23 protein-coding genes are annotated in these 23894 nt (G+C 62.5%); 7 read left to right on the top strand and 16 right to left on the bottom strand.

Going from position 1 to position 23894, the window contains the following annotated elements; translation table 11 throughout:
- Nucleotides 1-27: 27 nt before the first annotated feature.
- The 3 genes from otnC to FDW84_RS00870 form a co-directional block, all read right to left on the bottom strand.
- Nucleotides 28-645, bottom strand: coding sequence for a 3-oxo-tetronate 4-phosphate decarboxylase (gene otnC / locus FDW84_RS00880; protein WP_138605753.1), 618 nt, complete (start codon nucleotides 643-645; stop codon nucleotides 28-30).
- On the bottom strand, nucleotides 632-1942 hold the full coding sequence (gene otnK, locus FDW84_RS00875) for a 3-oxo-tetronate kinase (protein ID WP_240721299.1): 1311 nt from the start codon (nucleotides 1940-1942) through the stop codon (nucleotides 632-634). The genes otnC and otnK overlap by 14 nt, the downstream gene beginning before the upstream one ends.
- A gap of 195 nt (nucleotides 1943-2137) precedes the next feature.
- The gene (locus tag FDW84_RS00870; protein ID WP_240721298.1) at nucleotides 2138-3487 is read right to left on the bottom strand and encodes an MFS transporter; all 1350 of its coding nucleotides are present in this window, start codon (nucleotides 3485-3487) and stop codon (nucleotides 2138-2140) included.
- Nucleotides 3488-3675: 188 nt separating this feature from the next.
- On the opposite strand from FDW84_RS00870, the gene FDW84_RS00865 reads away from it, so the two are divergent.
- Nucleotides 3676-4581 carry an alpha/beta fold hydrolase gene (locus FDW84_RS00865; RefSeq protein ID WP_240721297.1) on the top strand — a complete coding sequence of 302 codons (906 nt, stop codon included), beginning with the start codon at nucleotides 3676-3678 and terminating at the stop codon, nucleotides 4579-4581.
- A gap of 406 nt (nucleotides 4582-4987) precedes the next feature.
- Here the strand turns inward: FDW84_RS00865 and FDW84_RS00860 are convergent, their stop codons facing one another.
- On the bottom strand, nucleotides 4988-5920 hold the full coding sequence (locus tag FDW84_RS00860; RefSeq protein WP_138605638.1) for a glutamate cyclase domain-containing protein: 933 nt from the start codon (nucleotides 5918-5920) through the stop codon (nucleotides 4988-4990).
- Between the two features lie 124 nt (nucleotides 5921-6044).
- A complete protein-coding gene (locus FDW84_RS00855) occupies nucleotides 6045-6812 on the bottom strand; it encodes a GntR family transcriptional regulator (protein WP_171046595.1) in 768 nt (255 codons plus the stop codon).
- 116 nt (nucleotides 6813-6928) lie between these two features.
- Here FDW84_RS00855 and FDW84_RS00850 point away from each other — a divergent pair, with 116 nt between their 5' ends.
- Nucleotides 6929-7741 carry a hydroxypyruvate isomerase family protein gene (locus FDW84_RS00850; protein ID WP_138605749.1) on the top strand — a complete coding sequence of 271 codons (813 nt, stop codon included), beginning with the start codon at nucleotides 6929-6931 and terminating at the stop codon, nucleotides 7739-7741.
- The gene (locus FDW84_RS00845) at nucleotides 7738-8397 is read left to right on the top strand and encodes a hypothetical protein (RefSeq protein ID WP_138605634.1); all 660 of its coding nucleotides are present in this window, start codon (nucleotides 7738-7740) and stop codon (nucleotides 8395-8397) included. The genes FDW84_RS00850 and FDW84_RS00845 overlap by 4 nt, the downstream gene beginning before the upstream one ends.
- A gap of 170 nt (nucleotides 8398-8567) precedes the next feature.
- Here FDW84_RS00845 and FDW84_RS00840 read toward each other — a convergent pair whose 3' ends face one another.
- Nucleotides 8568-9146: a TetR/AcrR family transcriptional regulator gene (locus FDW84_RS00840; protein WP_138605632.1), complete on the bottom strand. Its 579-nt coding sequence runs from the start codon at nucleotides 9144-9146 to the stop codon at nucleotides 8568-8570.
- A 456-nt stretch (nucleotides 9147-9602) separates the two neighbouring features.
- Here FDW84_RS00840 and FDW84_RS00835 point away from each other — a divergent pair, with 456 nt between their 5' ends.
- Entirely contained in the window at nucleotides 9603-11042 is a 1440-nt protein-coding gene (locus tag FDW84_RS00835) for an MFS transporter (RefSeq protein WP_138605630.1), read from the top strand.
- A 666-nt stretch (nucleotides 11043-11708) separates the two neighbouring features.
- On the opposite strand, the gene FDW84_RS00830 is transcribed toward FDW84_RS00835, so the two are convergent.
- Nucleotides 11709-11900 carry a hypothetical protein gene (locus FDW84_RS00830; RefSeq protein WP_138605628.1) on the bottom strand — a complete coding sequence of 64 codons (192 nt, stop codon included), beginning with the start codon at nucleotides 11898-11900 and terminating at the stop codon, nucleotides 11709-11711.
- Nucleotides 11901-12259: 359 nt separating this feature from the next.
- On the opposite strand from FDW84_RS00830, the gene FDW84_RS00825 reads away from it, so the two are divergent.
- From FDW84_RS00825 to FDW84_RS00810, 3 genes are all read left to right on the top strand, one after another.
- Entirely contained in the window at nucleotides 12260-12775 is a 516-nt protein-coding gene (locus FDW84_RS00825; RefSeq protein WP_138605626.1) for a hypothetical protein, read from the top strand.
- A gap of 29 nt (nucleotides 12776-12804) precedes the next feature.
- The gene (locus FDW84_RS00820) at nucleotides 12805-13032 is read left to right on the top strand and encodes a hypothetical protein (protein WP_171046594.1); all 228 of its coding nucleotides are present in this window, start codon (nucleotides 12805-12807) and stop codon (nucleotides 13030-13032) included.
- A 693-nt stretch (nucleotides 13033-13725) separates the two neighbouring features.
- Nucleotides 13726-14061 (top strand): histone-like nucleoid-structuring protein Lsr2, encoded by a 336-nt coding sequence (locus FDW84_RS00810; RefSeq protein ID WP_138605622.1) that lies wholly within the window; start codon nucleotides 13726-13728, stop codon nucleotides 14059-14061.
- A gap of 85 nt (nucleotides 14062-14146) precedes the next feature.
- On the opposite strand, the gene FDW84_RS00805 is transcribed toward FDW84_RS00810, so the two are convergent.
- The 9 genes from FDW84_RS00805 to FDW84_RS00765 are packed head-to-tail and all read right to left on the bottom strand — an operon-like array spanning nucleotide 14147 to nucleotide 23878.
- Nucleotides 14147-14587 carry a DUF4913 domain-containing protein gene (locus FDW84_RS00805; protein ID WP_138605620.1) on the bottom strand — a complete coding sequence of 147 codons (441 nt, stop codon included), beginning with the start codon at nucleotides 14585-14587 and terminating at the stop codon, nucleotides 14147-14149.
- Between the two features lie 11 nt (nucleotides 14588-14598).
- A complete protein-coding gene (locus FDW84_RS00800) occupies nucleotides 14599-16368 on the bottom strand; it encodes a type IV secretory system conjugative DNA transfer family protein (RefSeq protein ID WP_138605618.1) in 1770 nt (589 codons plus the stop codon).
- Nucleotides 16365-17951: a helicase HerA domain-containing protein gene (locus FDW84_RS00795; RefSeq protein ID WP_371419111.1), complete on the bottom strand. Its 1587-nt coding sequence runs from the start codon at nucleotides 17949-17951 to the stop codon at nucleotides 16365-16367. The genes FDW84_RS00800 and FDW84_RS00795 overlap by 4 nt, the downstream gene beginning before the upstream one ends.
- Nucleotides 17951-19459, bottom strand: coding sequence for an SCO6880 family protein (locus FDW84_RS00790; protein ID WP_138605616.1), 1509 nt, complete (start codon nucleotides 19457-19459; stop codon nucleotides 17951-17953). The genes FDW84_RS00795 and FDW84_RS00790 overlap by 1 nt, the downstream gene beginning before the upstream one ends.
- Complete coding sequence (locus FDW84_RS00785) at nucleotides 19446-20726, bottom strand: TrbL/VirB6 family protein (RefSeq protein ID WP_171046593.1); 1281 nt, start codon at nucleotides 20724-20726, stop codon at nucleotides 19446-19448. Before FDW84_RS00785 ends, FDW84_RS00790 begins: the two co-directional genes overlap by 14 nt.
- A gap of 1 nt (nucleotide 20727) precedes the next feature.
- On the bottom strand, nucleotides 20728-21468 hold the full coding sequence (locus FDW84_RS00780) for a DUF8175 domain-containg protein (protein WP_138605614.1): 741 nt from the start codon (nucleotides 21466-21468) through the stop codon (nucleotides 20728-20730).
- Between the two features lie 27 nt (nucleotides 21469-21495).
- Nucleotides 21496-21765 carry a hypothetical protein gene (locus tag FDW84_RS00775; protein ID WP_012623549.1) on the bottom strand — a complete coding sequence of 90 codons (270 nt, stop codon included), beginning with the start codon at nucleotides 21763-21765 and terminating at the stop codon, nucleotides 21496-21498.
- Nucleotides 21766-21776: 11 nt separating this feature from the next.
- Entirely contained in the window at nucleotides 21777-22376 is a 600-nt protein-coding gene (locus tag FDW84_RS00770) for a DUF6668 family protein (protein ID WP_138605612.1), read from the bottom strand.
- A 35-nt stretch (nucleotides 22377-22411) separates the two neighbouring features.
- Nucleotides 22412-23878 (bottom strand): chromosome partitioning protein ParA, encoded by a 1467-nt coding sequence (locus FDW84_RS00765; RefSeq protein ID WP_138605610.1) that lies wholly within the window; start codon nucleotides 23876-23878, stop codon nucleotides 22412-22414.
- Nucleotides 23879-23894: the final 16 nt, after the last annotated feature.

Below are 23894 nucleotides of genomic sequence, written 5' to 3'. Positions count from 1 at the left end.
ACTAAGTTCCTTTTCTTGTTGTGGCTTCTATCGCGGTTCCGCGAGTTGAGCCCGCTGCACCTCGGTCAAGGGGCGTACCGGCATCCCGTGCAGCATCAGGAAGAGTTTGGCGGTTTCTTCCAGTTCTTCCAGGGCGTCCAAGGCCTCTCGAAGAGCGGGGCCGGCGACGACCGGGCCATGGTTGCTCAGGAGCAGCGTCGAGTTTTCACGCGCTACCGACTCAACGGTGCTTTGCAACGCCTGATCTCCTGGTGCGTGGTAGGGCAGCAGGGGCAGTCGGCCGACACGCATGGCGTAGTACGCGGTCAAAGGGGGCAGAACATCATCATGGTTCAGTCCGTCAAGGCATGAAACTGCTGCGGCATGCGTTGAGTGGGTATGGATGACGGCCTGCGCGCCAGGGCGCTCCCGGAACATCGCTGCGTGCAGGAAGGCCTCCTTCGACGGGCGTGGGCCGTCCAGGTGAGCTCCCTCGAGACTGATGAGTGATAGTTCCTCGGGCGTGACGGTTCCAAGGCTTGAGCCAGTTGGGGTGATGAGGGCGCCCTCCGGTACCCGGAGGGAGATATTGCCAGAGCTGCCGTGTGTGAGCGAACGGGTGAACAGGGATCTGGCCGTGGCGACAATTTCTTCACGCGGGTCCAACACGGCCCTCCCGATTCACTGGGGCGGGTGCTGATGCTCTTACAAGGAGGTCAGGGTCTCCGAAGTTGCCGGATTTCAGCAGGAGAAACAGCTTTTGTTCTCCCCGGCGAGTGTGGATCCAGGGCACGCCTTGGTCGGCTTCATTGCCGACAAGTCCCCCGGTGATTCCCAAGGCGGTAACGACGGCACCGCAGGTTTCGCCGCCGGCGGCGATGAGCCGTCGCACTCCCCTGGCTGTCAGTCCTTGAGCTATCAGTCCTGTCGCATTTTCCAGGATCTCGGCGCTGCCTTGAACGCCCAGTTGCAGTTGAATTTTCGACAAGAGAACTGGTTCTACTGAGGAGTAGATGATGGGGGAACTGTTTGGTGGGAGTCCGTCAAACCACTCTAAAGCGTTTGCGGCGAGCAGGTTGGCGTCTCCTATGGAGGCAGCATCAAGGAAATATGCCGGCCTTCCTGCTCTGTGCATACGTTCAATCTGCTCCAGTGTTCTGGCTGAGCAACTTCCCGCAATAACGGCAGCAGGACCGTGTTCTGCGTCAGGGGCAGGTCCGCCTTCCTCGCTCGTCCCGTACAGTTCATTAATTGCGGCGGCGATGCCGCCAGCGAGCCCGGCGGCCCCGGCGGCAAGCCTTTCCCCGACGGCCACCAATCCGATCTGCGTCAGGTCCTCGTCGGAAACGGCGTCGATAAAGGCATACCGTGCTCCGGATGCCGCGGCCTGGTCAGCGCGGTGCCGGATTTCATGTGCGCCTTTGCGGACGCTTTCGTGATTGATGAGAACGGCTTTGCCCGGCGATTGCTGGGAAAACAAGCGTCTTAAGTCAGAGTCTTTCATGGGGGTGAGGGGATGGTGGCGCATGTGGGACTCGTCGAGGGGACTGTCCCCGACAAACAGCTGCCCGGCGTACTGGGTACGCCCGTGCTCTGGAGAACTTGGTGTCGTCACGACTATGTTCGTGTTGAGGGCAGCAACCAAAGCATCCAGCACTGGCCCGATATTTCCCCCTGACGTGGAGTCAAACGTCGAGCAGTACTTGAAGTACGTCAGGTCTACTCCGTGTGACTGGAGCCAGCGGTGGGCCTCGAGAGAGAGGTCCACGGCTTCCAGTGGCGGGAGCATCCGGGTCTTGAGCGCGATGACGAGGGCGTCGTGAGAGGGCAGGTCCTCACTCTGCGGGGGTGTTCCAAAAAACAACAAGGTCCGAAGCCCGCGGCGACGCAAGGCAACAGCTACATCTGTGCCTCCCGTCACGTCGTCCGCGATGACCCCTATCGTGGGCTTTGCATCCGGCACAGTTCCGCTAACGGGGGCAGTTTCTGAAGTACGAAGTTTTACCTGCGCTGGTCCGCGCAAATCAGTGTGATGTGTCATGAGGTTTCAGTGCGCCTAACAGGTCGGCCAGTTGAAAAGAAAGCGGCGATTGTTGGCGCCAGCCAGGTGAAGGACTCTTGGGGGTCCTTCACCTGGCTGGCGCGCATTTGACGTCGTCTAAGCGTTGGGGCTGGTGGCCGGCGACGGAGTGAGCACCGGCTCCGGCTGCGCGCCCAGGTAGTGGGCGTCCTCAGAGGGCTTGTAGTCACGGCCGAGCAACATACCAACGATGCTGATGGAGCAGGCCACGGCGATGTATACAGCGATGGGCAACCACGAGTGAGTGTTTTCAAACAGGGCAGCGAAGGCCAGGGGCGCGATTGCGCCACCAAAGGTGCTCCCAATCGCGAACCCCATGGAGCTGCCCGTGGAGCGGAGCCTTGGCGAGAACTGGTCCGTGATGAAGGCACCCTGCGGGCCATACATCGTGGAATGAATGACGAGTCCGGTAATGACACCAAGGGTCAGGCCCAGACCGGAGCGGCCCTCGATAAGGGGAAAGAATATGAACGGCCAGGCGGCAGCCGCTGCTGCAGCGACTCCGAATACCAGCCGTCGGTTGAACCTGTCGGTCAAAGCGCCGGCGCAGGGAATCACTAGGACTTGAACCGCTGATCCGATCAGGACGGCAACCAATACCTGTGATCGCTCAAATCCGACAACCATGGTCGCGTAGGTGTAAACGAACACCGTAAAGAGCGCGTAGGTGACATCGGGGCCGATACGGCTGAAAGCAGCTGCAATCAAACCGCGGGATTCCTTGCGGAAGACCTCCCGAAGAGGTGCGTCTGCCTGGTCACCGCTGGCATGGATCGCCCGGGCAATCGGGGTGTCTTCCAGACGGATCCGAATCCAGAGCCCGAAAGCGACAAGTACGGCGGAGAGGAGGAAGGCAATACGCCAGCCCCAACTAAAGAAGGCTTCGTCGGACAAGGTTCCGGAGATGACAGCGAGGGCGGCATTGGCGAGAAGATTTCCTGCCGGCGGCCCAATCTGCGATGCCGAGGACCAGAATCCCCTCCGACGGGTGTCTCCGTTTTCGTTGCTGTAGAGGACGGCCACGCCCAATTCCCCGCCGACCCCGATACCTTGAGCGAGGCGCAATAGAACGAGCAGCAACGGGGCCCAGAAACCGATGGTTTCATAGGTGGGAAGGAGCCCGATCAGGAACGTCGCCGCACCAATCAGGAGCAGGGTCGCCACCAGGACATGTTTGCGACCGATCCGGTCACCGAGCCGGCCGAAAACCAGCGCTCCCAGCGGCCTTGCAACGTAACCCACCGCATAGGTAGAGAAGGCCAGGATTACACCTGTAAACGAATCTGAAGAAGGAAAGAACAAGCGAGGAAAAAGCAGGGCTGCGGACGCTGAGTAGATGGCAAAGTCATACCATTCAAGCGATGTGCCGACGAGGCTGGCTGTGAAAGCCTTCCTCTTATCCCTGAGAGAAACGGATGAGACGGTCATTGTCGTGTTCCTTAGAGCTATGAGAAATGGTGGCATGTGTTGTGCGTCACGACCACCTTTGACCCAAGTATATGTAACGTATATTGTGAATTCAAGCCCAAGGTGCACGGCATCCCAACAGTCCAGCCAGCGTCCCGATGAGTCACCGGCAAGATGAGCGTGCAGGGCCTTAACGAAAGGAGCAAGACATGGCTACTCAAGCTTTTGGCGCCGACCCTAACCGTGTTGACCATGGCGGCAGGCACCGGATGGTGAATGATCCGGAGGGCCAGCGCTGGCATATCGTGGAGGCTGGTGATCCGGAGAATACGACAGTTGTACTTGTCGCCGGCTTCCCACAAAGTGCTTATGCATGGCGAAGAGTAATTCCTCTGCTTGCCGACCAGTTCCATGTCGTCGCGGTGGATCTTCCAGGGCAGGGCTATTCGCCCGCCCCCTCAGGCGGTTTCGACACCAAGACCACGAGCCGCAGACTGCACTCACTGTTGTCCGAGATCGGCGTTACCAAGCACGTTTACGTGGGCCACGACGTGGGCGCGTGGGTCGGCTTCGCCCATGCCTACCTGCATAGCGAGCACCTCCTGGGGGTAGCGCTCCTGGACGCCAACATCGCCGGGGTGACCCTCCCGTCGTCCATCGAGTTGGGACCTGACAACTGGCGCAACTGGCACTTCCTGTTCAACGCGATACAGGACCTGCCTGAAGCGCTGCTCACCGGCAGGGAGAGAGTTCTCATTGAGTGGTTCTTTGCCGGTAAGACGGCGAACTGGAAGGAGACTTTTTCCGTACAGGACATCGATGAATACGAACGCGCCTACGCCACACCCGGGGTGCTGCGGGGAATGCTCGGCTACTACAGGTCCGTACTGCAGGACATCCAGGACCATGCTGAGCTCGCCCGTAACCGCATCAGCGTCCCGGTCCTGGCTCTCGGCGGCGATGTTGGCTCAGCACCTGACCTGTTCGCAAGGCTTAAGCCAATGTGCGAGGACATCAGGGGCGGACAAATTGCGAACTCAGGACACTACATCCCAGAGGAGCAGCCGGAAGCGCTGGTCCAGGAACTCCGCTCCTTTATTTCGGCAGTCATCTAACAAAGAGCATTTCTTCGCGCTTCCTGCCCAAACGACCCGTGCCCGAGCCCAGCGAAAGCTGGCCGAGTACTAGTTGATATCAAGATCCAACTCTGTCTTCAGAGGGGCTGGGACCTGGCCCCGTCAAGGTCCCGGCCCCTCTGGTATTGCCGCTAGCACCGGCCTGCACCAGGAAAGACATTGCTTCCTAGGGGCAGAGCCTCGTGCGGAGCCGCGCCTCCCCCACTACTGCCGCTCCTGGCGGGCACCGACAGTAATGCCGCGCGAAAGCCGCACAACAGTGTCGGGTCAACTAGTGGGACAAGGGATCCTCTAGGACAAGGGAGGTCAGGAAGATAACATCAGGGCCCCCGGAACGCTTTGGAACAAGCATTTCGGGGGCCCTGTTGGTGAAGATCAGTTCCGCTTAGGCGGGGACTTCCTGGAAGACCAGATCACGGATCTGTTCGATTACTTTGATGTGATCTTCCAGGGGCAACCGGTCGATTGTCATCTGCAACTGACCGGGGCGGTCGACGCGGCTGTCGTCGATCGCTTGGCCTACTTCAACCGCTGCTGTGAGCACAGCGGATTCGAACTCACCATTGAAGTGCCGCAGCAGGTTCTCGCGCAGCTCAGGCCGCAGGACAGCAAGCGCCGCCAGCAACCCGTACGCACCCCAGTTCGCTACTCCGGCCACCAGGAGATAGGTCGAGCCAGTGACTGCGGCGATCTTTGCTCCGTTGGGGATGTCACGCTCGACGATCTCCTGGGGCAGGTTCCCCATGCCAATTTCGTTTCCGCCGTCCCCGATTCCGATCGTTATCCAGGGCGCCGTCCAGTCCTCATCAGCGAAGAGGTAGTCGAGCGGTGCTGTGTCGCCTGAGATGTCCCATCCGTGCTCCCGGTGAGGTTTTCCATCCTTAGCCAGCGAGCATCGCTCGATAGCAACCAGGTGCGTCATGGGTTGAGAATCTGCCGCCAGACGAGTCCGCAGCGTACGTACCGCATCAGCATCAACGTCAACGACTTCCAGGCCTACCTTGCCGGGCAAGACCTTGGTCACTGCCCACACGGCTTTCGCGCAGGGCGCATCCGTGATTACCGTGACGCGCACACCGGCTTCAAGAAGCCCTGCAGCCAGTTGCGCCATCCCGTTCAGTCCGTCAGTTTCCGGTGAAGCAGGCTCCGCATGGCGGACGAAGAATCCACAAATGATACCTACATGGGGAGCCGGGTGCCCCGCCAGGGACTCAGCGGCCAAAGCAAGTTGCCCCCGGGAGAAATCCACCAGATTGCTGATGTCCCGGCGGACCTTCGTTCCCACTACTTGCTCGATCGAATCAATGCTCGCGTTCACTTTTCAGTCCTTTCCGAAGCGTACCGCCCTCACTGGCGTCGCATATACGTAAAGTATATTAGCTTTGGGTCCTTCGTGAAGATGGTGGACCAAAATATTTGGAGTGACACAGGAAGGCCCGGCCCTAGACGGGCGCGGCGGCAGAACGCTGTCTGCTTGTGCGGTGTCCCGTGGGCAGCTCCCCCGACATGAAACCGAACTGTTCAGCAGGCGGCGTGTCAATGGGAAAAGGACTGGCGGTGGCCGCACCAAGCACAAGCAGCAGCCGCTCCTGGGCAGTTCTGGCGTGATGGTTCAGCAGGGTGACCAGCGGTTCCCGGCTGCGTCGCCGTATGAGATCGATGATCCGGTCGTGCTCTCCAGCATTCTTGGCAAATTGTTCGCGCTGGTCAGCCGGGGTGAAGGATTCAAGCCGATAAATATACACATTCAGTCGACGTACATGCCTGTGGGTGGACCGGGCGTAACTGTAAACGAAGCTATTTCCCACCGACTGGTGCATTCTAAGGTGGAAGGCCTCATTCAGTGCAGTGATTTGCAGATAGTTGCCGGAATCGATGACGTTCCTGTACCGCGTTTGTATCGCGGTCAGATCGTCGGCGAGGTGCGGGTCAGAAAAGTTCAACAAGTGCCCAAGGAGATTTTCAGCCACCTGCTGCGCCACCAGGATGTCGATCATCTCCGGGAAGTCCAGCCCGCGGACGAACATCCCCCCGCGGTTCTGAACTATCGATACAAATCCTTCTGCGGCCAGACGGTTCAGCGCCTCCCGTGCAGGGGTGCGCCCCAACGCAAACTCGGACAAAAGCATCGGTTCGTCAATTCGCGTGCCAGGCGCGAGCGTCAGATCGATGATACTCGACCGGATCTTCTCCACCGCCTGGTCCGTCAAGGACTTCTTCGAATCCGGCAAAGCACTCCCCCTCGTCTCCCAGCTTCAACCCGCAAGCCATTGCCATAGGATATACTTTACGTATATTAAACTATCACGAGAGAGTGGTGACGAAGATGCGCAAGGCAAAGTTGGCCGCAAACCTCAAATGGCTTTTCAAGGAACTCGACTTCGAATCCAGGTTTCAGGCCGCTGCCCATGCCGGGTTTCAAGGTGTTGAGTATCCGAACCCATACGCCTTCGAACCCACCAAACTGCGGGGCTGGCTGGACCGGGCTGGACTAAAGCAGGTTCTGATCAACACCCCTGGAGGGCCGACCGGCAGTCCTAGCGAATTCGGATCCGCTGGCGTCCCTGGCTGCGAGCAGGAGTTTCGAAACGGTTTCCTCTCAGCACTTGAATACGCGGACTGGCTGGATGCCGGGGTGATACACGTTATGGCCGGCAACGTGCCTCCGGAGGTGACCAGACGACAAGCGGCGGCGACCCTGGTTGCCAACATGTCCTGGGCGCTCGAACAAGCGCAGAATACCAATACAGTGCTGGTCATGGAGGCCATCAACAGATTCACTATGCCTCGGCACAGCCTGGATGAGATCGAGCACGCTGCAGAAATCGCTGCAGTTCTCGATTCGCCAAAGCTTGGGGTCCTGTTTGATGTCTTCCATGTCCAGCGCAGCGGCGGGAACGTGTTGGAACGATTGCAGAACCTTGCGCCTCAAATTGCCCACGTTCAAGTCGCCGACTCTCCGCACCGCCATGAACCAGGAACTGGCGAGATCGCCTACTCCGCCGTATTCGACCAGCTCGACAACATTGGCTACGACGGCTGGATAGGCTGCGAGTACGAACCAACCACGTCGACACTTGAGAGCTTATGGTGGCGGGGGCCCCTTGGATACGAGCCCGCGCAGGGACGGGCCTCGTGAATACACCCACAATTGCCCTGATCAGCGCCACCAATTTGGCGATCGGCCCGGCGCAGGAGGCACTCCAAATCCGCTTGCCGGACTACGAGCTGTGGAACATCCTTGATGACCGCCTCCTGGTGGACGCACAAGCCCACGGCAAAGTCACCTCCGAGCTGCACCGTCGCATGAACCGCCTTATTGACCATGCACTCGCTGGCAAAGCACGCGGCATTCTGCTCACATGCTCACTCTACGGATTTGTAACAGCAGACTACTCCCGCTCCCCCGTTCCCGTCCTCCCACCGGATGAAGCTGCCTTCAAAGATGTCACTCGTTCTCAGGCACGTGGAGTGCTCGTACTTGCATCAATTGAGGCCGCAGCCCGGGATTCCGCCGATCGACTAAGCACGCACCTGCAACACGTAAAAAGCGCCATGACGGTACTTCCAGTTACAGTGCCGGAAGCAGCAAAGGCTGCCCACTCTGGCGACCGGGAACTCCTCGCCGACATGCTGACAAATGCCGTTAGTCAAGCTCCCGCAGGATATGCGCTGCTCTTAGCACAATATTCTCTCGCTCCCGCTGTCAGCCTGCTCGCGGAAAGGACTAACCGACCAGTGTTTTCTGGACCTAGTAGTGCAGCAAAGGAACTCGCGGCAATGCTCCACACCTAGGCTGGATAGACATAGCCTCGGCCGTCTATAGACGAAAGAATCGCACATTCCTGGCCAGCCAGGACCTGCCTCCAGGGAATTTCTGCCGATGTGCCAGTGGTCTCGCAGTAGCGAATATCTCCCACTTTGCGGGTTGACGACGAGAGCGAGTATCTGAAGGGTCAGCTCACTCAGTCGGTGATGCCGTGCCCTAGTCCGTCGAGGATGAGGTCGAGAAGCTGTTCGGCCTGTTCGCGCTCTTCAGGCTTTCCTGAGGCGAGGGCGACGCCGGTGAGGGCGGCGAACATGACCGTTGCGTTGATGTCCGGCCTGATGCTTCGGGCGGCGGTCGCGGCGTCCAGAAGCGAGGCGAGAGCGTTCATAATCAGCTCCCGGCTATGGGCGTAGGGGTTGACGCCGGAGTCGACAATGGCGCGAAGGGCCTCGGCCATCCCCAGTTTCGCAGTAGCGTAGTCGATAAAGCGTCCCATCCAGGCGCGGAGCGCTTCGCGTGGCGGCAGGGTCGCCAGTAGGTCGGGGGCCGCGTCGCACAGCCGGCTCAGTTCGTTGCGGTAGGCGGCCTCGATCAGCGCCTCGCGGGTTGGGAAGTTGCGGTAGAGAGTGCCGGAGCCTACACCCGCTTCCTTCGCAATGCGCTCGAGGTGCGCCTCCAGCCCTTCTTCAGCGAAGACGCGTACGGCAGCGGAAAGGATCTTTTCGCGGTTACGTCGCGCGTCGGCCCGCAGCGGTCGGCTGGCCTCTGTAGTCACGGAGAGCCTTTCTCGTAGGAATTATCTGGAGACTCCTCCACATGTTGCTAACTGGAGGCATCTCCGTTTATAGTTGAAGCGGAGATGCCTCCACTTTCCTTAGTGTAGAGCTTTTCCGCCGCCGCCCGCAGGATGCGGGGCACACTCAAATGGAAGGAGAAAAGGATGAACCTAGGTTCGCGGCTTTCCTTTCCAGCGGTGCTTGCAGTTCCATCGCCGGCGTCGAGCTCTCCGTTGACGCGGCATGGCTCAAGTCTGAGAAGCCAGCCCCTGTCATACGAGCTTTGCTGCTCGGACCCGGCCGGGCGCGCGTCACCTCGCCGACATTTCTTGCCCGGCTTGCCTCGACCGGCCCACCCCCTAACGCCACCTGCCCTTCGGTGCCACAGGCCAACCGCCGCTCCGCGCACCGCTCACGCTCCGTCGGCCCGTTGAAGGCCAGAAAAGAACCTCGCCATGCCCGCCACCCATCGCACCCCTGAGTCGAACCCACCAGCTTCGTCCACCCAATCGCCGGCGACGCTGGCGCGGAACAGCCGTCGCGCCGTCGTCGGCATCATGATCGTGCTCGTCGGGCAGCTGATGCTCACCCTGGACGGCACCATCGTCAACGTGGCCCTGCCCAGCATCGGTACCGGACTGGGCCTCGGCCCGTCCTCCCTGTCGTGGGTCGTCAATGCCTATACCATTGCCTTCGGCGGCCTGATGCTGACCGGTGGCCGGCTAGGAGACAAATACGGCCGACTGCGCGTCTTCCTCATCGGCCTGACCGTCTTTACCGCTTCCTCGCTGCTCGGGGGCTTTGCCCAGACCCCGGACTTGCTGATCGCCGCCCGGGCGGCCCAAGGCATAGGCGCAGCCCTCGCAGCACCCGGAGTGCTCGCCCTGCTCACTACCAGCGCCCGCGACGGCGCGGCGCGCAACCGGGCCCTCGCTTTGTTCGCCGCCGTCGGCATCGGCGGTAGCACCCTCGGCCTCCTCCTCGGCGGCTTGGTCACGGAAGTCGGCTCCTGGCGCTGGACCTTGTTCATCAACGTCCCCATCGGCATCGCCGTGATCGCCCTCGCTCCGCTCTTCGTTGCCGAAACCCCTCGCGACCCCGGACGGTTCGACCTCATCGGCGCGCTCTGCGCCACCGGCGCGGCCGTGGCAATCGTCTGGGCACTGACCGGCGCACCCGACTATGGCTGGACCTCCCCACAGACCATCGGCTGCCTCGCGGCCGGAGTTGTGCTCCTGGCCGCCTTGGCCGTCACCGAACCCCGGGTCGCCAACCCGATGTTGGTGCCCTCCCTGCTGTGCGACCGCCGCCGCCTCGGGGCCCTCGCCGTCACGACCCTGGTCTTCGGCTCCCAGATCGCGACGTTCTTCCTGGTCGTGCAGTACCTCCAGCGGGCGCTGCACTTCGGCCCCATCGCCGCCGGGGCCGCGTTCTTACCGATGACATTAGGAATCTTCGCCATGGCACGCATCGCGCCCAAGCTGGTGGCCCGCTTCGGACAGGCCCCGCTGCTGATCACCGGCACCCTCGGCCTCACCATCAGCTACGTCTGGCTCAGCAACATCGACAACAGCAGCGGCTACGCCACTGCGGTCCTCACCCCCCTGCTGATCAACGGCATCTCGGCTGGACTGACCTTTATGCCTGCTGCCTCCCTAGTGATGGGCGGGGTCGACCCGCAGCACACCGGATCGGCTTCCGGCCTGCTCCAGACGGTCCAGCAGCTGGGCGGCGCCATCGGACTCGCGGTCATCGTCTCGGTCTACGCCGCCGGAGCCGTCCCCGGCCAGTTCGTCCCCGGGGCCCGCGCCGCATTCCTGACCACCGCAGCGTTCACCCTGCTGGCCGCTATCCTGGCAGTTCTCCTGCTGCGCTCTCCCCAACGAGAGCGATAAACGACGCCCCACCCCACAATCGCAGCGCAAGGATGGAGGCAGGCTACTGCCCGCCGCCGTCCTCCGCCTCAATTGCCTGAAACATGCCTATGCCCGAATCCCCTACCCCCAACACGAAGCCCCGCTCTAGACGATCACATTCCTCCAGTACCCGGGCCTGACCGTCCTGGACATCGGCCCCTTGCAGGTGTTCCGCATGCAGGCCCGCCTCGAACCGCGAGGCGGGGGCAGCGCAACTCAAATCGGCGAAGCGCTGGAGATCACAAAACAGCCCGCGCATGACTTCTAAGTAGAGGAAGACTAGGCAAGGGTCCCCGTACTCAGCCGCGGTTGCAGGTGGAGAGGACTCCGTGGACCGCCCCCCAACTGGTAACCGTGCATATTCAATTTGGAACTAATCGTGCTGATTCAAGCGCGGGATCGTCCGACAAAGCACACCCCAACCGGACGTCAGGAAACGCTGAAAAGACCGTCAGAATAGGGTGCGATAGCTAGTTTCTGCACATGCCCAGTGAGAAGTCTTAGATTCAAACCTGACTGCCGTCCCTCGTGCTTAGCTTTGTGTCGGCGGGTGCCGGACGATCGTGCATAGCCTTAAGGGTTTCGTGAGACAGTCGCAGCTCCCTGTTCGAGCTGCGGCCCTGCATCCCGTTTCATGCTTAGATTTCACTGCGTGATGAAGAATAGGAGCAGGCCCATGACGCAGCCGACAGGGCGCCGTGCACGCACCGGGCAAACACCGGTGGACCCGACCAGGTTGGTCCCTATCAGCAGGCCAAGCAACTCATCGCTGCGCGGAGCCGTGGTTGTGGGGGCGGTGTTGGCTGTGCTGTTCGTTGGCGCTGCCGGTGCCTGCATCCTCCTTCCGTTTAGTCCTTAGAACGAGGCTCTCTACCTGGTTGGTGCTGCCATCGGAGCAGCGCAGGCAAGCGTCGTGAACGTGAGCGTCACCTTACGATCCGTAAGGCGCCGGCGGGAAGACTTCGTCCGTTGCGGAGGTGACCCTACAGGGATCACCGACATGATGTTCGGGGTCATGCGCGGAGAGCGGACCGAAAAGGGTGAATGGGTTGTCCCCAAGCAAGGATCCGGGGACTACCAAGGCATCTGACCAACACTGACCGATCCGGGCGACTGCTCTTGTCAGCAGGCTTTCGGGTGGTCGGTGTCCGGCGCTCGTGATGGAGCAGGCAGCGGAAACCGGTAGAGTGCGGTCCATGACTTTGGGGGACGCCACCGTGGTGGCAAGGGATTCGCGGGCAGAAGCCTTCGGTTATGCGCAGCGCCGGACTTGGGTTTTCTTTGCCTGGTGGTATGGGGCAGTAATCGCTATCCCTGGTGCCGTTGATGCGGCGCTCTCCGGGTTGCTCGGCCAGGACACTGAGCGGGGCATCTTCGCGATGGCCCTTGGCGCCGGCCTCTCGTCCGTGGGCTGGCTCGTGACGCTGGGGGCGCGGTTCTCCCGGAAGCTTCCAAAACCCGCCACCGACATCGCCCGTGTGGACCAGGCCCTCCGCACCAATCCACCGGCCATCAAAATCTCGGCGATCATATCTGTGCTGATCGTCGCCGCATTGTTCTGGTTCATCCCGGAAATCAAGTTCCCGGAGTTGCTTCCCATCATCGGCTTCGTCGCGGCAGCCCTGACGAGCATCACCGGCGGCATGGCCTATTCGGCGTCAGTCCTGGAGAACAGTGGCGAGCTCTACGCACGGTGGCTGGAGCGCCGGTAACCGGTGGCCACCGCCGACACCCGCCGTCCATGGAGTTTGCCCGGGTGTGCGTCATGGTCCCCGCGCTGACGCTGATGATGTTCAACCTGGCCGATCCGGTGATCCGGCTGCTGCCCTGGTACGCGACCACCTACCTGCTGATCGCGGCCTGCATATTCGGTCCTACCGGAAAGCTCCCGTCGCTGCGGCAGGCCGCGGCGTTCCTGCTTCCCGGCCCCCTGTTGGTGCCGCTAGCGCTGACAAACGTTCGCTGGTGAGCGGGCGGCTGGCTGCTCGGGCTGCCGGCCTGGGGCCTGCTCCTGAGCCACAGGTACGGAGACCCACGCGGCTCATCGTGAGACAGCGTAGCCGGTCTCCCTTATGCCGGCCGCCCGGTCACGTCTAGAGCCCTTCGAGTGTGTAGCGGCGTTCGATCCCTGCAGTGGCTCGTCCCCAGTCGCTGGCAACTACCCGCTGCTGGTGTACTTTACACGCGGCCGCGTCGCGAAACTGTTCCCGCACCTGCAAGACCAGAGGGTCGGTCGTCCGTAGGAGCCACATGGAACGAGACGCAGCCGGGTTCGGCACGCGTGAGCTTAATGTGCCGCTCAAGACACTGCAGGACGAGGGCTACTTCGTCGGAATCGCGGCACACAAGGTGTTCGCTAGTGTCGGGAGGCCGTCTGGACAATTGGTTCCGCCGCCCACAGCCGGGGACAATCCTGATGGATTATCCACCGCTACCGCGGCTAAGGGAGCTACCCCGATGGCTCCCGATTTCCAGCCGTGGATAACCCGGATTGACCCCAACCGTGGACTACTGGCTTTCTGGCGCCGTTATGAGGTGCCCTCTTTTCCCTTATTGCCACTTACATCAACAAAGGCGTTATGTCATCGGGATGTCTTAGCTCGGCAGCTATTGCTTGTTTGGGCGGCGTACCGCATAGTCAGCACGCTGATAGTCTTGATTTATGGCAAAAAAGACAGTCGTGCTGCTGGAAGATGATATTGACGGCTCCGAAGCTAAGGAAACGGTATCTTTCGCTCTCGACGGCGGTGAATACGAAATTGATCTCAACGAGGGACATGCAAATGAACTGCGTGAAGCCCTGGCCCGCTTCACTAACGCCGGCCGTAAGGTCTCCGGCGGACGAGGCCGTCCGGCGGCCCGTACTAGCACTAAGTCTTCCCAGGGTGTACCTAACGCCAAGGCGGTGCGGATGTGGGCGGCTGAGAACGGCATACCGGTCAACACCCGTGGGCGGATTCAGGCGGAAGTCGTAGAGAAGTACGAAGCAGCACACTAAAACCAGTAAAAAATAAAATCAGGGCCGGAAGTTATTGAACTTTTCGGCCCTGATTTTGTTGTGCAAGCTACTTCTACCCCCAGCATTATCCGGAGATAGTTCGGACGTCCGGGAACCAGCCTTCCGGGGCTTTCTTTGGTTCGAGGTGTTCGGGGTCGCGGTGCTTTTGCATGTCGCATTTGTAGAACGGGCCGCGGGGGGCGAGGAGCACGCTCATGTGGTGGTCTGCGTGGTCTTTGAACCAGACGCTGATGCCGGTGGCTCCGTCGAGTCTGAGGTGTTCCCAGGCCCGCCACAGTGCTTCCACGCGGGAGACAGCTTCCGGGTGGAAGTACCATTCGATGCACCACTTGGCAGCGCGGCCGTCAACATCACGGACGTAGGTGGGGAGCAGCTGTTCGTGCAGGAACTCTTCGGCAGAGCCGTAGACCAGCTCCGGGGGCTTCTGGTGTTCGCCGGCCCCAGCACCGGTTTCTTCTGCCTCCGGGCTGGGAGCTTCACTGAACCGGCCGATCTCGATGGTCATGCCCTACTCCCCTACCCGGTCACCCATGGATTTGCTGCCGGCGCCGCTGCTGCTGGTACTGGTTCCTTCTCTGGCTGTGGGCTGTACTTCTGGATGGATGCTTCCACAGCGTCCTTGCGCGGACCGGTGTACCAGGGCATGGTGTGGACCAGGGTGGCGGGTGCACCGGAGGCGAGGATGACGGCGCGGCCGCGGTCCAGCTCGGCGAGGTTGGAGACGTCGAAGATGCGTTCCTTTGCCTCCTGGCGTGAGCGGCTGGACCCGGACTTCCCGGAGGAGACGGAGACGTTGATGTAGCTGTAGTCCCCGATCAGGTCAGAAAGGGCGCGGAGGAAGCCTTCTTCGGCGACGCCGCCGCCGTAGACCTTGACGTTCGCGGCGGACCAGATCTTCCGCATGTTCGCCTCGCCCCAGAGCTCGACGCCCTGGGACCAGGACTGCAGGATGCCCATGACGATCAGGCCCTTGGAGCCGTAGTGGCTGAACTGGTCCGGCAGGCCGGCCCACCGGACGACGTTGGCGAGCTCATCGAGGGCGAACAGTGCAGGTTTGGGCAGGCGGCCGCCGCTGCGCTCGGCGCGCTCTTCCATGGCTTCCGCGATCGCGACGGTCAGTGCGGTTGTGAGCGGGGCAGCGGAGCCGGCGCCTTCCTTGGAGAGGATGTAGATCGTCTCCTGGGAGGAAGCGAAGGCGTGCGGGTCGAACTGCCGGCGGGCCTCACTGGCCACGCTGGCGCCGCCGGTCGGGGCGACCCAGCGCAGCGTGTTCCGGCTCTTGAGACACTGAACCATCTTCTCGGCGGTACCGAAGATGCCGTCCCGCTGCTTGTCAGCCAGCTTCAACGTGGACTCCAGGCCCTTGTACTGCAGCTCATAGTCATGCTCCCGGAGGATCTCAATGGGTTCCTGGCTGACCTGCTCCGTCACCCACAAGTAGACCTGCGTGATCGGCAACCCGCCCAGCGCGGCCGCGAGGAAATACGAAGAGAGAATGTCCTCGGCCTTGGGATCGAAGTAGGCATCCGGCTTTGACCCAGGAACCCGCGAGCCGACAGCGAAGTGCTGGGTGAGCTTGTACGCCTTCTCCTCGTCAGTGACGTACGAGAGGGGATTCCACCACCAGTCCGGTTCCTCCTGAGCGATCTTCTGCGGATCGAACACCCACACCGGGGCCGTGGCCTCGCGGACGCCGCGCGTGCCGTCCACGACGTCACGCTTGTTCGAGGTCGAGACAACGGCACCGGGCGCGTCCAAAATCGCGGGCATCACCCGCGAGGTGGACTTACCCGTTCGGGGTCCCCAAATGTCGAGGCTAAGGTCTTCCCAGGACTGGACGAACTTCTGGCCGGTGGAGACCACCTTGCCCACGACGATCCCGGGATTGTCCTTTACACCGAGACGCTCGGCCTTGGCCTGTGCTCCCTTCTCGGAGAACACTGCCAGCGACTTGCCCCGGCCCAGATAACGGGCGGCCTTATCTACACGGGCACGCTTGGACGCGCCTTTCCGCCAGGCCACGACTACGACAATGGCCAGAGCCAGGATCAGGCCAGCCATGACGCACGCGACGACGGTGGACTGGGCTGGCCAAGGCACCTTGCCCTTGATGAGCCCGGCGACCAGGTCGATGGGATGCGCCGGGGGCGCGGCGATGCCGGCCATCCAGGACCCAAGGTGGACGGCAGCGTAGGTGCCGCCGCCGAAGACGACGATGGCGCCGATGGCCAGCCAGACCAGCAGGGCATCTTCGAGGCCCATTCCCTTGCGGTTCGGTGCACTCACAGCGCGCCTCCCTCTGTCGGCAGCGCTGGTGCTGCCGGGTCCATGAGCGTTTTCGCAGGTGCGTGCCAGCGGGTATCGGTATCGTTCAGGCCGTCGTTCTTCTCAATCGAGGTCAACCCAATCTGGACGGGAATACCGGGACGGCCGCCGACCTTGATGAGGAACTTGCCCCGGCCCGGGGGTTCGACGTCGAGGCCGCGGGAGTCCCACGCGGGCGGGTCCTGCCAGGAAATGAGCTTTTGCTGCTCCTGCCGGGACAGCGGAATCGCTGAGGTCAGCAGCGGCATCTCCGAAGCTGGCAGACCGCCGCAGATCACCATGCCGGAACGTTCGACGAAGCCCCGGGCTTTCATCCGGTCCTCTTCTGCAGGTAGTGCCAGCAGGTCGGACATGGTGTGCGAAACCATGATCTGCCCGACGCCCACAGACCGGTTCAGACGGGTCAGGGCGTCCACACGGTCCACCATGCCCTTCCCGGACCGCAGTGCCCGCCAGAGCTCGTCCAGGACCACGAAGTAGTTCCGCCGTAGCTCCAGGCCGGCGTCGGCCAGGGCGTTGGCGACGTTCACGGTTCCGAATCCGTAGGACCAGCACGCGAGGAGCACGGCGGCCTGGAGGTCGGTTTCGGTTCCGTCGATGCTTGAGACGTCGAAGACCACGGCGCGGTCACGCTTCATCGGGTTGCTGGTCTGCCGGGAGAAGATTTCTCCCAGCTTCCCTCCCCCGGTCAGGCCCAGCAGGGTCGCTTCCAGCGCCCGGGTCTCCTGCAGATAGACGTTCATGTTGCCACGGTCCAGCGCGACCTGCCGCAGCTCATCCGGGGCAGAGACGATCACGTCCAGCAGGTCCTTCAACACTGGGACGCCGTCGAACCGGTCATCCAGGACCCGCAGGGCCCGGTCCAGGATGGTCTGCTCCTGGTCGGTGGGCGGGTTGTTCCGGCTGATCGTGATCAGTGAAACGACCATGTTCAGCCGGCGGCCGTGCGCGTCAGCGCGGACCCGGGTGGCGGCTTCGTGGTGGCCGTTTTCCTCGAGGACCAGGGCAACTTCCACAGCCTGGCCCGGATCGAGAATGTTCAGGTAGCCGACGCCGCGGCCGAGCTTGATGACCTGCCCGCCGAGAGCTTCGACGGCTTTGACGTGCTCGCCTTTCAGGTCCCCAAGGACCAGAGGGTTGACGCCCTGGGCGGCGAGGCCCAGGAACATCCGCCGGACCAGGGTGGACTTGCCCAGCCCGGGCTTGCCGAGGATGAAAGCCGAAGGGGTGGAGATGAGGCGTGCGCGCTGGAACCAGCTGATCGGGTCACAGCAGACCGTGGCCTGGGTTTCCTCGTGACGTCCCAGCGGAACGCCGATCATTGGGGAGGACGCGCCGGAGGAAAACGGCCACAGGCCGCAAACCTGAACCGTGGTCCCCCGGTACTCCTTCACGGACGGGACGAGCTGGGCCAGACCACCACCACGTCCGGACCAGCCACGGGCACCCGGCCCGGCCTCTCCCGGCTGCTTCGAAGCCTTGGCCTTTTGTGGCCCCTTTATTGGCTTTACTGTCATTGACGTTAAAAGGTCTTTGAGGGCCATTACAGGGCATCCTTGATTTCGGAGGGGACCATGCTGTGTTTGGGCAGGACCAGTCCCAGCGGCAGGGAGGCCGCGAACGCGGTGTCCTGCGCACCGTAGGCGCGGCGCAGCAGCACCCGGGCGGTGCCGGAGGTCTGTTCGATGGCGGCCACGGCATCAGGCAGCCGTTCCCTGTCGGTCACTGTGGCGGTGACGACCATGCCGAAGTTCACCAGGCCGGCGCCGCGGGCTTCTTCCTGGGCGGTCTGCACGGCGGAACGGGCATCGACCAAGGCCCGGGCGCTGGGCCGGGTTCCGGAGGTGATGCGGACGTTGGCATTGTTCTGGTCCCGCTCGACTACGGTTGCGGCCTTTGCGGAATCCATCGGACGGTAGAGCAGGGACACGCGTTTGCGGTCGATGTCGCCGTGCGGGGCCAGCAGCCGGGACAGGACCGAGGAGTTCACCGAGCCTCGGGGTGCGCCGGTCATGGTCCAGGAGACCGAGAATGCACTGTCGTGCCGGTAGTCGTCCCAGTTTGCCTGCGTCGCGGTGGGTCCGACCTCGCCCCAGGCCAGGGCAACGGGGGAACCGGCGGCGTGGGCTTCATCGATGATCAGTGCGGCGGGGGGATCGTAGGCGATACGGACGACTTCACAGAGCTCCTGCGCCGACATCGGACGGGCGATACCGGCACCGGTGGACTGCAGGCGGGCTGACAGGCCGGGGATCCAGGAGGCGAGGTCGCGGGCTACGTCTTCGGGGGTGCGCTTTTTTGACCCGGACCGCAGGGAGGCGTTGAAGGTCAGGGACACCCAGGCGCGGACCGTTGCCGATCCCTCAGGGTAGGTGTGTACGACCTCGCGGAGAATGGCCTGGGCAAATTCGGGTGCGTTCGGGTCGATGTTCATCTCGACCTCGTTCCGGAGCCGGTACCCGGAATCAGGGGCGGTCTCCACGGTGACAGCCGCGGCGTCGAGGCCTGCTTCGTCGGCAAGGCCGGCGAGCCAACCGCCCCAGTTGGCGACCCACGCATCGACCTGCTCAGGGTCCACCAGGGACGCTCCGTCGGGTTCGGTGGAGAAGATGACAGTGAAGTGGCTGGTCGCCGGCACGTGCAGCATGGCGAACGGGCGCTTATATGAGTCGGTGAACTCGTACAGGGTCGACTTCGCAGCCAGGCCAGGCAGCTGGTACATGCCCCACTCGGTTACGCCCAGCGGGCCGGAGCGGTAGAGGTTCGTTCCAGTGGACCTGGAGAGCCGGAAGCTCATGCGCGTGCCGAAGCGGTCTACAACGGACTGGCCGTGCTTGTCCTTGACCGTGAGCAGCAGGGCGCTGGCCCCGGCAAGCGCGAGGACAGCGAGGCCCGGGAACAGGCCCCAGATCGCGAAAGTGGTGATGCCCAGCAAGAGTCCGGCCATGACAATCCCGGTGCCAATGGCACCGAGGTTACCCAGGCCGGCGGAGCGCGGTACGCGCCAGTTGCCGTAGAACGGTTCCTTGTATTCGGTGTTAATTGCTGCCACTGGGGCCCTCCCCGGTTGAGTCCTGTGCAGTCTTTTCGACTGCCTGTGACGTCTTGGTTGCCACTTGTGCCCCGGCGGCTAGGGCCATGCCAGCCGGGCCGGCTGCTGCTGACGCGCCGCTTGCCCCTGCCGCTGCTCCTGCGGAGCTTGCCTTGCCTGCGGCCGCAGCGCCAGCGGCTCCGCCCGGACCCGTAACACCGGGGGTTGGTTGACCTCCCCCGCCTCGGGGACCAGACGCTCCTTCACTGCCCTTCGGTGAAGCGCCGGTGGAAGTGCTCTGGGTACTGGCCGTAGTGCTTGTCGTAGCGGGGATTGGTGCGGCATTGCCTCGTCCGCTGCTGCCACGGCCCAGCGACACGGCTCCCGTAGCCATTGCCCCCACGGCAGCCCCGGCTGCTGCTCCGCTGCCTGCGGCGACAGCTCCAACCATCGGTGTCACGAAGCGCATCAATGCCGGAAGTGCGAAGAGGGCAACGATCATCAGCGTGAAGCCTGTGATCGAGCCGACCAGGGCGTCCTGTCCGGTGGTCTTGCCCATCAAGAGAAACGCGACCGAGTAAACGATGGCTGCCGCTGGCTTGTAGAGAATGAACGCGATGGTCCAGCCGACCGCTTTCTGGAACCACTGCCGGCCCATCTCCGTGTTCGTGAACGCGGCCGTGGTGGGCAGAATGCCGGCCAGGATTACCAACATGCCGCTACGGACCACCATGAGGACGATCTGGACCAGTGAAGCAATCAATCCGACCAGGCCCAAGACGATGAGGATGAATACTCCAACATCCGTTTGGCCGGTCATGACAAGGACGCTCATCGATTGAGCAAAGCCCTTCCCGTCCGTGGAACGCTCGATGATGGCGACAGAGAATGCGTCGGCCGCAATCACTAAGATCGAAATGACCCCCAGGCCAAGGCCCGACACCAGCGTGAGTGTGAGCAGTGAGCGGAGCAGGTCCTTGAGTGGCGCCCCGCGCTGTTCCCAAATCATCCGGATGCCGCCGAGGATAACGGCAAGAACTGCCAGCGCCAGCGTCCAAGGCATCAACTCGCTATTGACCGCAGCAACAACAGGGCTTGGTGTGCTGCCGTCCTCGCTGGCCAGGTTCACGGTGGGCATTGAAACCCAGAAGGTAGACAGAGTCGTCACCATCTGGCTCATGCCCTCCATGATGGCCTTGGCCAGGTTGCCGATAGCGTCATCTGTGATTCCACTAATGAATTGCTGAGTCGAGCACTTCCAGTCGATCAATCCGCATTCTTTGTCCATGTCAGGCTCCCGACCAGGGGATGAATCCCCCCAAGTCGCGAATCTGGGCGACATCGTTGAGAAGTTCACCAGCATCGGAAATCTCTACTTTCCAATCACCGTCGATCCACTTGAGCGGAAGGACGCAGTGGCCGTACTCGCCTGTCGACGTTGAGAAGGCCAGGTCCACGTGAGCCGCCGTGGTGGAATAAGCCTTAATGACAAACCCGCGGATCTGGATGGACGAGGAATCTGCACTGGACGGAGTCCGGATGTCCTTTAGCGCTGCGTCCCTCCCGCGACCGGGGACCACAAGCTTCTCAATGAGTTCTCTCTGAATTCCCTCATCGCTCAGGCCACCGAGCGCCACCATGTTGGCAGCTGCATAGAGCGCTCCTGTTGGGGACTGTGCGAAGCAAGAACGGAAGCCATTTTCGGCGGTTACACCGGGGCCAATCGTGTTGGGATCAGTGGGCGCCGCCATTCGGCCTACGAGCTCCCACTTGGAACTTGGTGCTGAGCCCAGGGCCACGTCCGAAGATGCTGGAAGCCCGCAGATGCTCTTGTTAACTGCAGCTGAAGCGCTGGGGCTAACAGTGGCCGAGCCGCTGGTCTCTGCCGGCTGGGCATTTCCCTGGCCTTTCGGGAGAAGGAAGATGATGACGGTTGCTGCGATCAGCGCAACCACCAGCGCGGCCGCAATGATGAACCCGGGTTTGGTGAACGGATTGCTTTCGGTGGTGCTCTCTGTTGACTGGCTCATGGTGAACCTCCCGTTGTTGGTGCTGGCTTAGACGAAGGCGCGGACGATGCCGGCGGCACCGGTGATGATGATGCAGCCCAGGAGGACCCAGCCGAGTTTGCCGATGGCCTGTGCGCCTTCGCCGCGCTGGAGCTGGATGACCATGCCGATGCCGACGATGATGACGCCGAGGACGCCGAGGACCAGGCCGATGCCGGAGGCCCAGTTCAGAACCAGGAGCAGCCCGTCTGCCTCTGCAGGAATGGTCGGGGTGGGGTTGGGGATGACACCGGTTGCAAGTGCGGAGAAGTAGTTCATGGTGAGACCTTTCAGGGAGCGGTGTTTGATGTGTCGGCAGCCAGGTTGGCTATGTCAGTAATGAAGCGTTGAAATTCGCGGGGCGGGGCTGTGTCGTTTCCGAGCCGCCATGCCTCGACCCAGGGCAGGGTCCAGAGCCGGGGTGCTCCCCCGCCGACGATGGCGGAGAAGTCACGTAGCGCTTTGGGGGTCTTTCCCGGTGCGTCCGCCAGGATCGCGAGGCCGAGCAGGTCAGCTTTCGGTGCGGCTCCTGATACCCATTGGGTCAGGGCACTCCTGGCGGCTGTGAGGCCGCGCATGTCTGCGCGGCAGACCAACAGGGCCCGTGGCTCGCTTCCGTCATTGAGGACGGGCCAGCAGTGGTCGGTGGCGCGTGCCCCAAGGAGGTCCGCGATTCTGCTTTCGCCGGCTCCCCCATGTGCGCCGATGATCCACAAAGCTGCGGAACCGGTCATGGTGCGGGTGGCGAGGCGGTCGGCTGTGTCGGGTTCAACCATGCCCTTTAGTGGGGCACTGATGACAGCCGCCGGGGGCAGGTGCGCATCAAGTCTTTCCTCCTCCGACGTTTCGGTGCCGGGGCTGGTGATCCAGGGGTTCAGGGACTGTTGCATGGTTCCTCCTTTCGAAAGTCCGGATTGGGCCGGGTTTAGAAGCCTTTGGCGACGGCGGCCGCGGCCGCCAGCCATGCCCGCTGGGTGGCGGGCTGCAGGGTTTCATAGCGGATGGGCCCGTTCACCAGTGCCGGGTCGTAGGGAATCCGGACGACGGCCCGGACGAACGGCTCGAAGCCGTCCGCGATCCGCTGGGCCTCGTCTTTGGCCCGCTTCAAGGCATCCCCGGACATGGCCCGCTTGGCATCGGTGGACTCGGAGACGATGACGACGGCGTTGCGGGCCAGCTCTGCGCCGTGGCCGCCACGGGATTCGAGGGTCTGCAGCGTCAGCCGTGCGGCTTCTGCACGGTCCTCGATGGCCGTTACGGGAACGACGAGTTGGCTGGTGTGGTGGATCATCCGTCGCCAGTTCGCTGCGCGGGCGGTGTTGCCCGAGTCCATGACCACGAGCCGGTAGTACCGGGTGAGGACCTGGTGGGCGATGTCGACTTCCTCGGCGGTGACTTCGTGGTCGCCTTCTTCGTTCTCGTCTGAGCGCAGGACGTCGAACTTGTCGGCGGTTTGGTGGTGGACGAATTTGGCGATTTCGGCGGCGTTCGTTGACGGGGAACGCAGTTCGGTTGAGGAATCGATCAGGTCCAGGACGCTGCGGTCGTGGGCGCCCTTTTCCGTTCGCCAGCCCAGGGTGCCTTGGGATTCGTTGTTGTCCCAGGCGACGGTCGCGGCCCCGCTGTAGCGGGCGAGGATGGCCGAGAGCATCACGACCGTGGGGGTCTTGTTCGCCCCGCCCTTGCGGTTGACCACGGCAATGGTCCGCGGGCCGGGCCAGTGCTGGCTGACCGTGCGGATATCCTCGCGCTCGGAGAGTTCTTCCGCGGACGGGTCCATCCGGACGCCAAGGCGGGTGAGCGCACCCCGCCAGCCCTGTGTGGCCGGTTCCAGGACCGGGGCGCTGACCAGGAAGGAGGTTTCCTTCAAGCTGCGCCGGGTCGGCGGGGCTTCTTCCGTGGCCACTGGCGTCTCCGGCACCGAGGTGGCAGGCTTGTCCGTCGTCTCTGGCGACACGGGATTCAGCGGCCACGGCTGGCGGTTCACGGTAGCGGCGGCGGCGGCAGTGGGCTCTGCCGGAGCATCCTCAGGTGCAGGGGCGTGGACGGTGTCATTGACTGGGGGAGCTGGCGTCGCGGGCGTGGGTTCCGGTGCCCGGCCTCGGGCGGGGCGTGCCTCGTAGGAGACGGATTCGATCTTGTTGTCCGGGTGCACGATTAGTTCACCGTGTCCTTCGGGGTCCTCGATCTGGACTCTGACGGGACGGTTTAGCGTCTGTGCTTCGCTTACGACGAGGGCCAGGGCGTTGTTGCGGAGGTCCTGCAGGGATTCCCCGGCAGGGACGATGCGGGAGTTACCCGCGAGGACGACCTCGGCGGTTCCGTTGTCACGGACGATGGCTCTGATGTTTGGAAAGGCCAGGACCTCGGTTGATGTGGTGCTGGTGCTCATGGGCTTTTTCCTTACG

Source organism: Pseudarthrobacter sp. NamE5, assembly GCF_005796225.1.
GTDB lineage: Bacteria > Actinomycetota > Actinomycetes > Actinomycetales > Micrococcaceae > Arthrobacter.
Note: the sequence above shows the minus strand (reverse complement) of the source record. Positions and strands in the feature narration are given on the sequence as shown.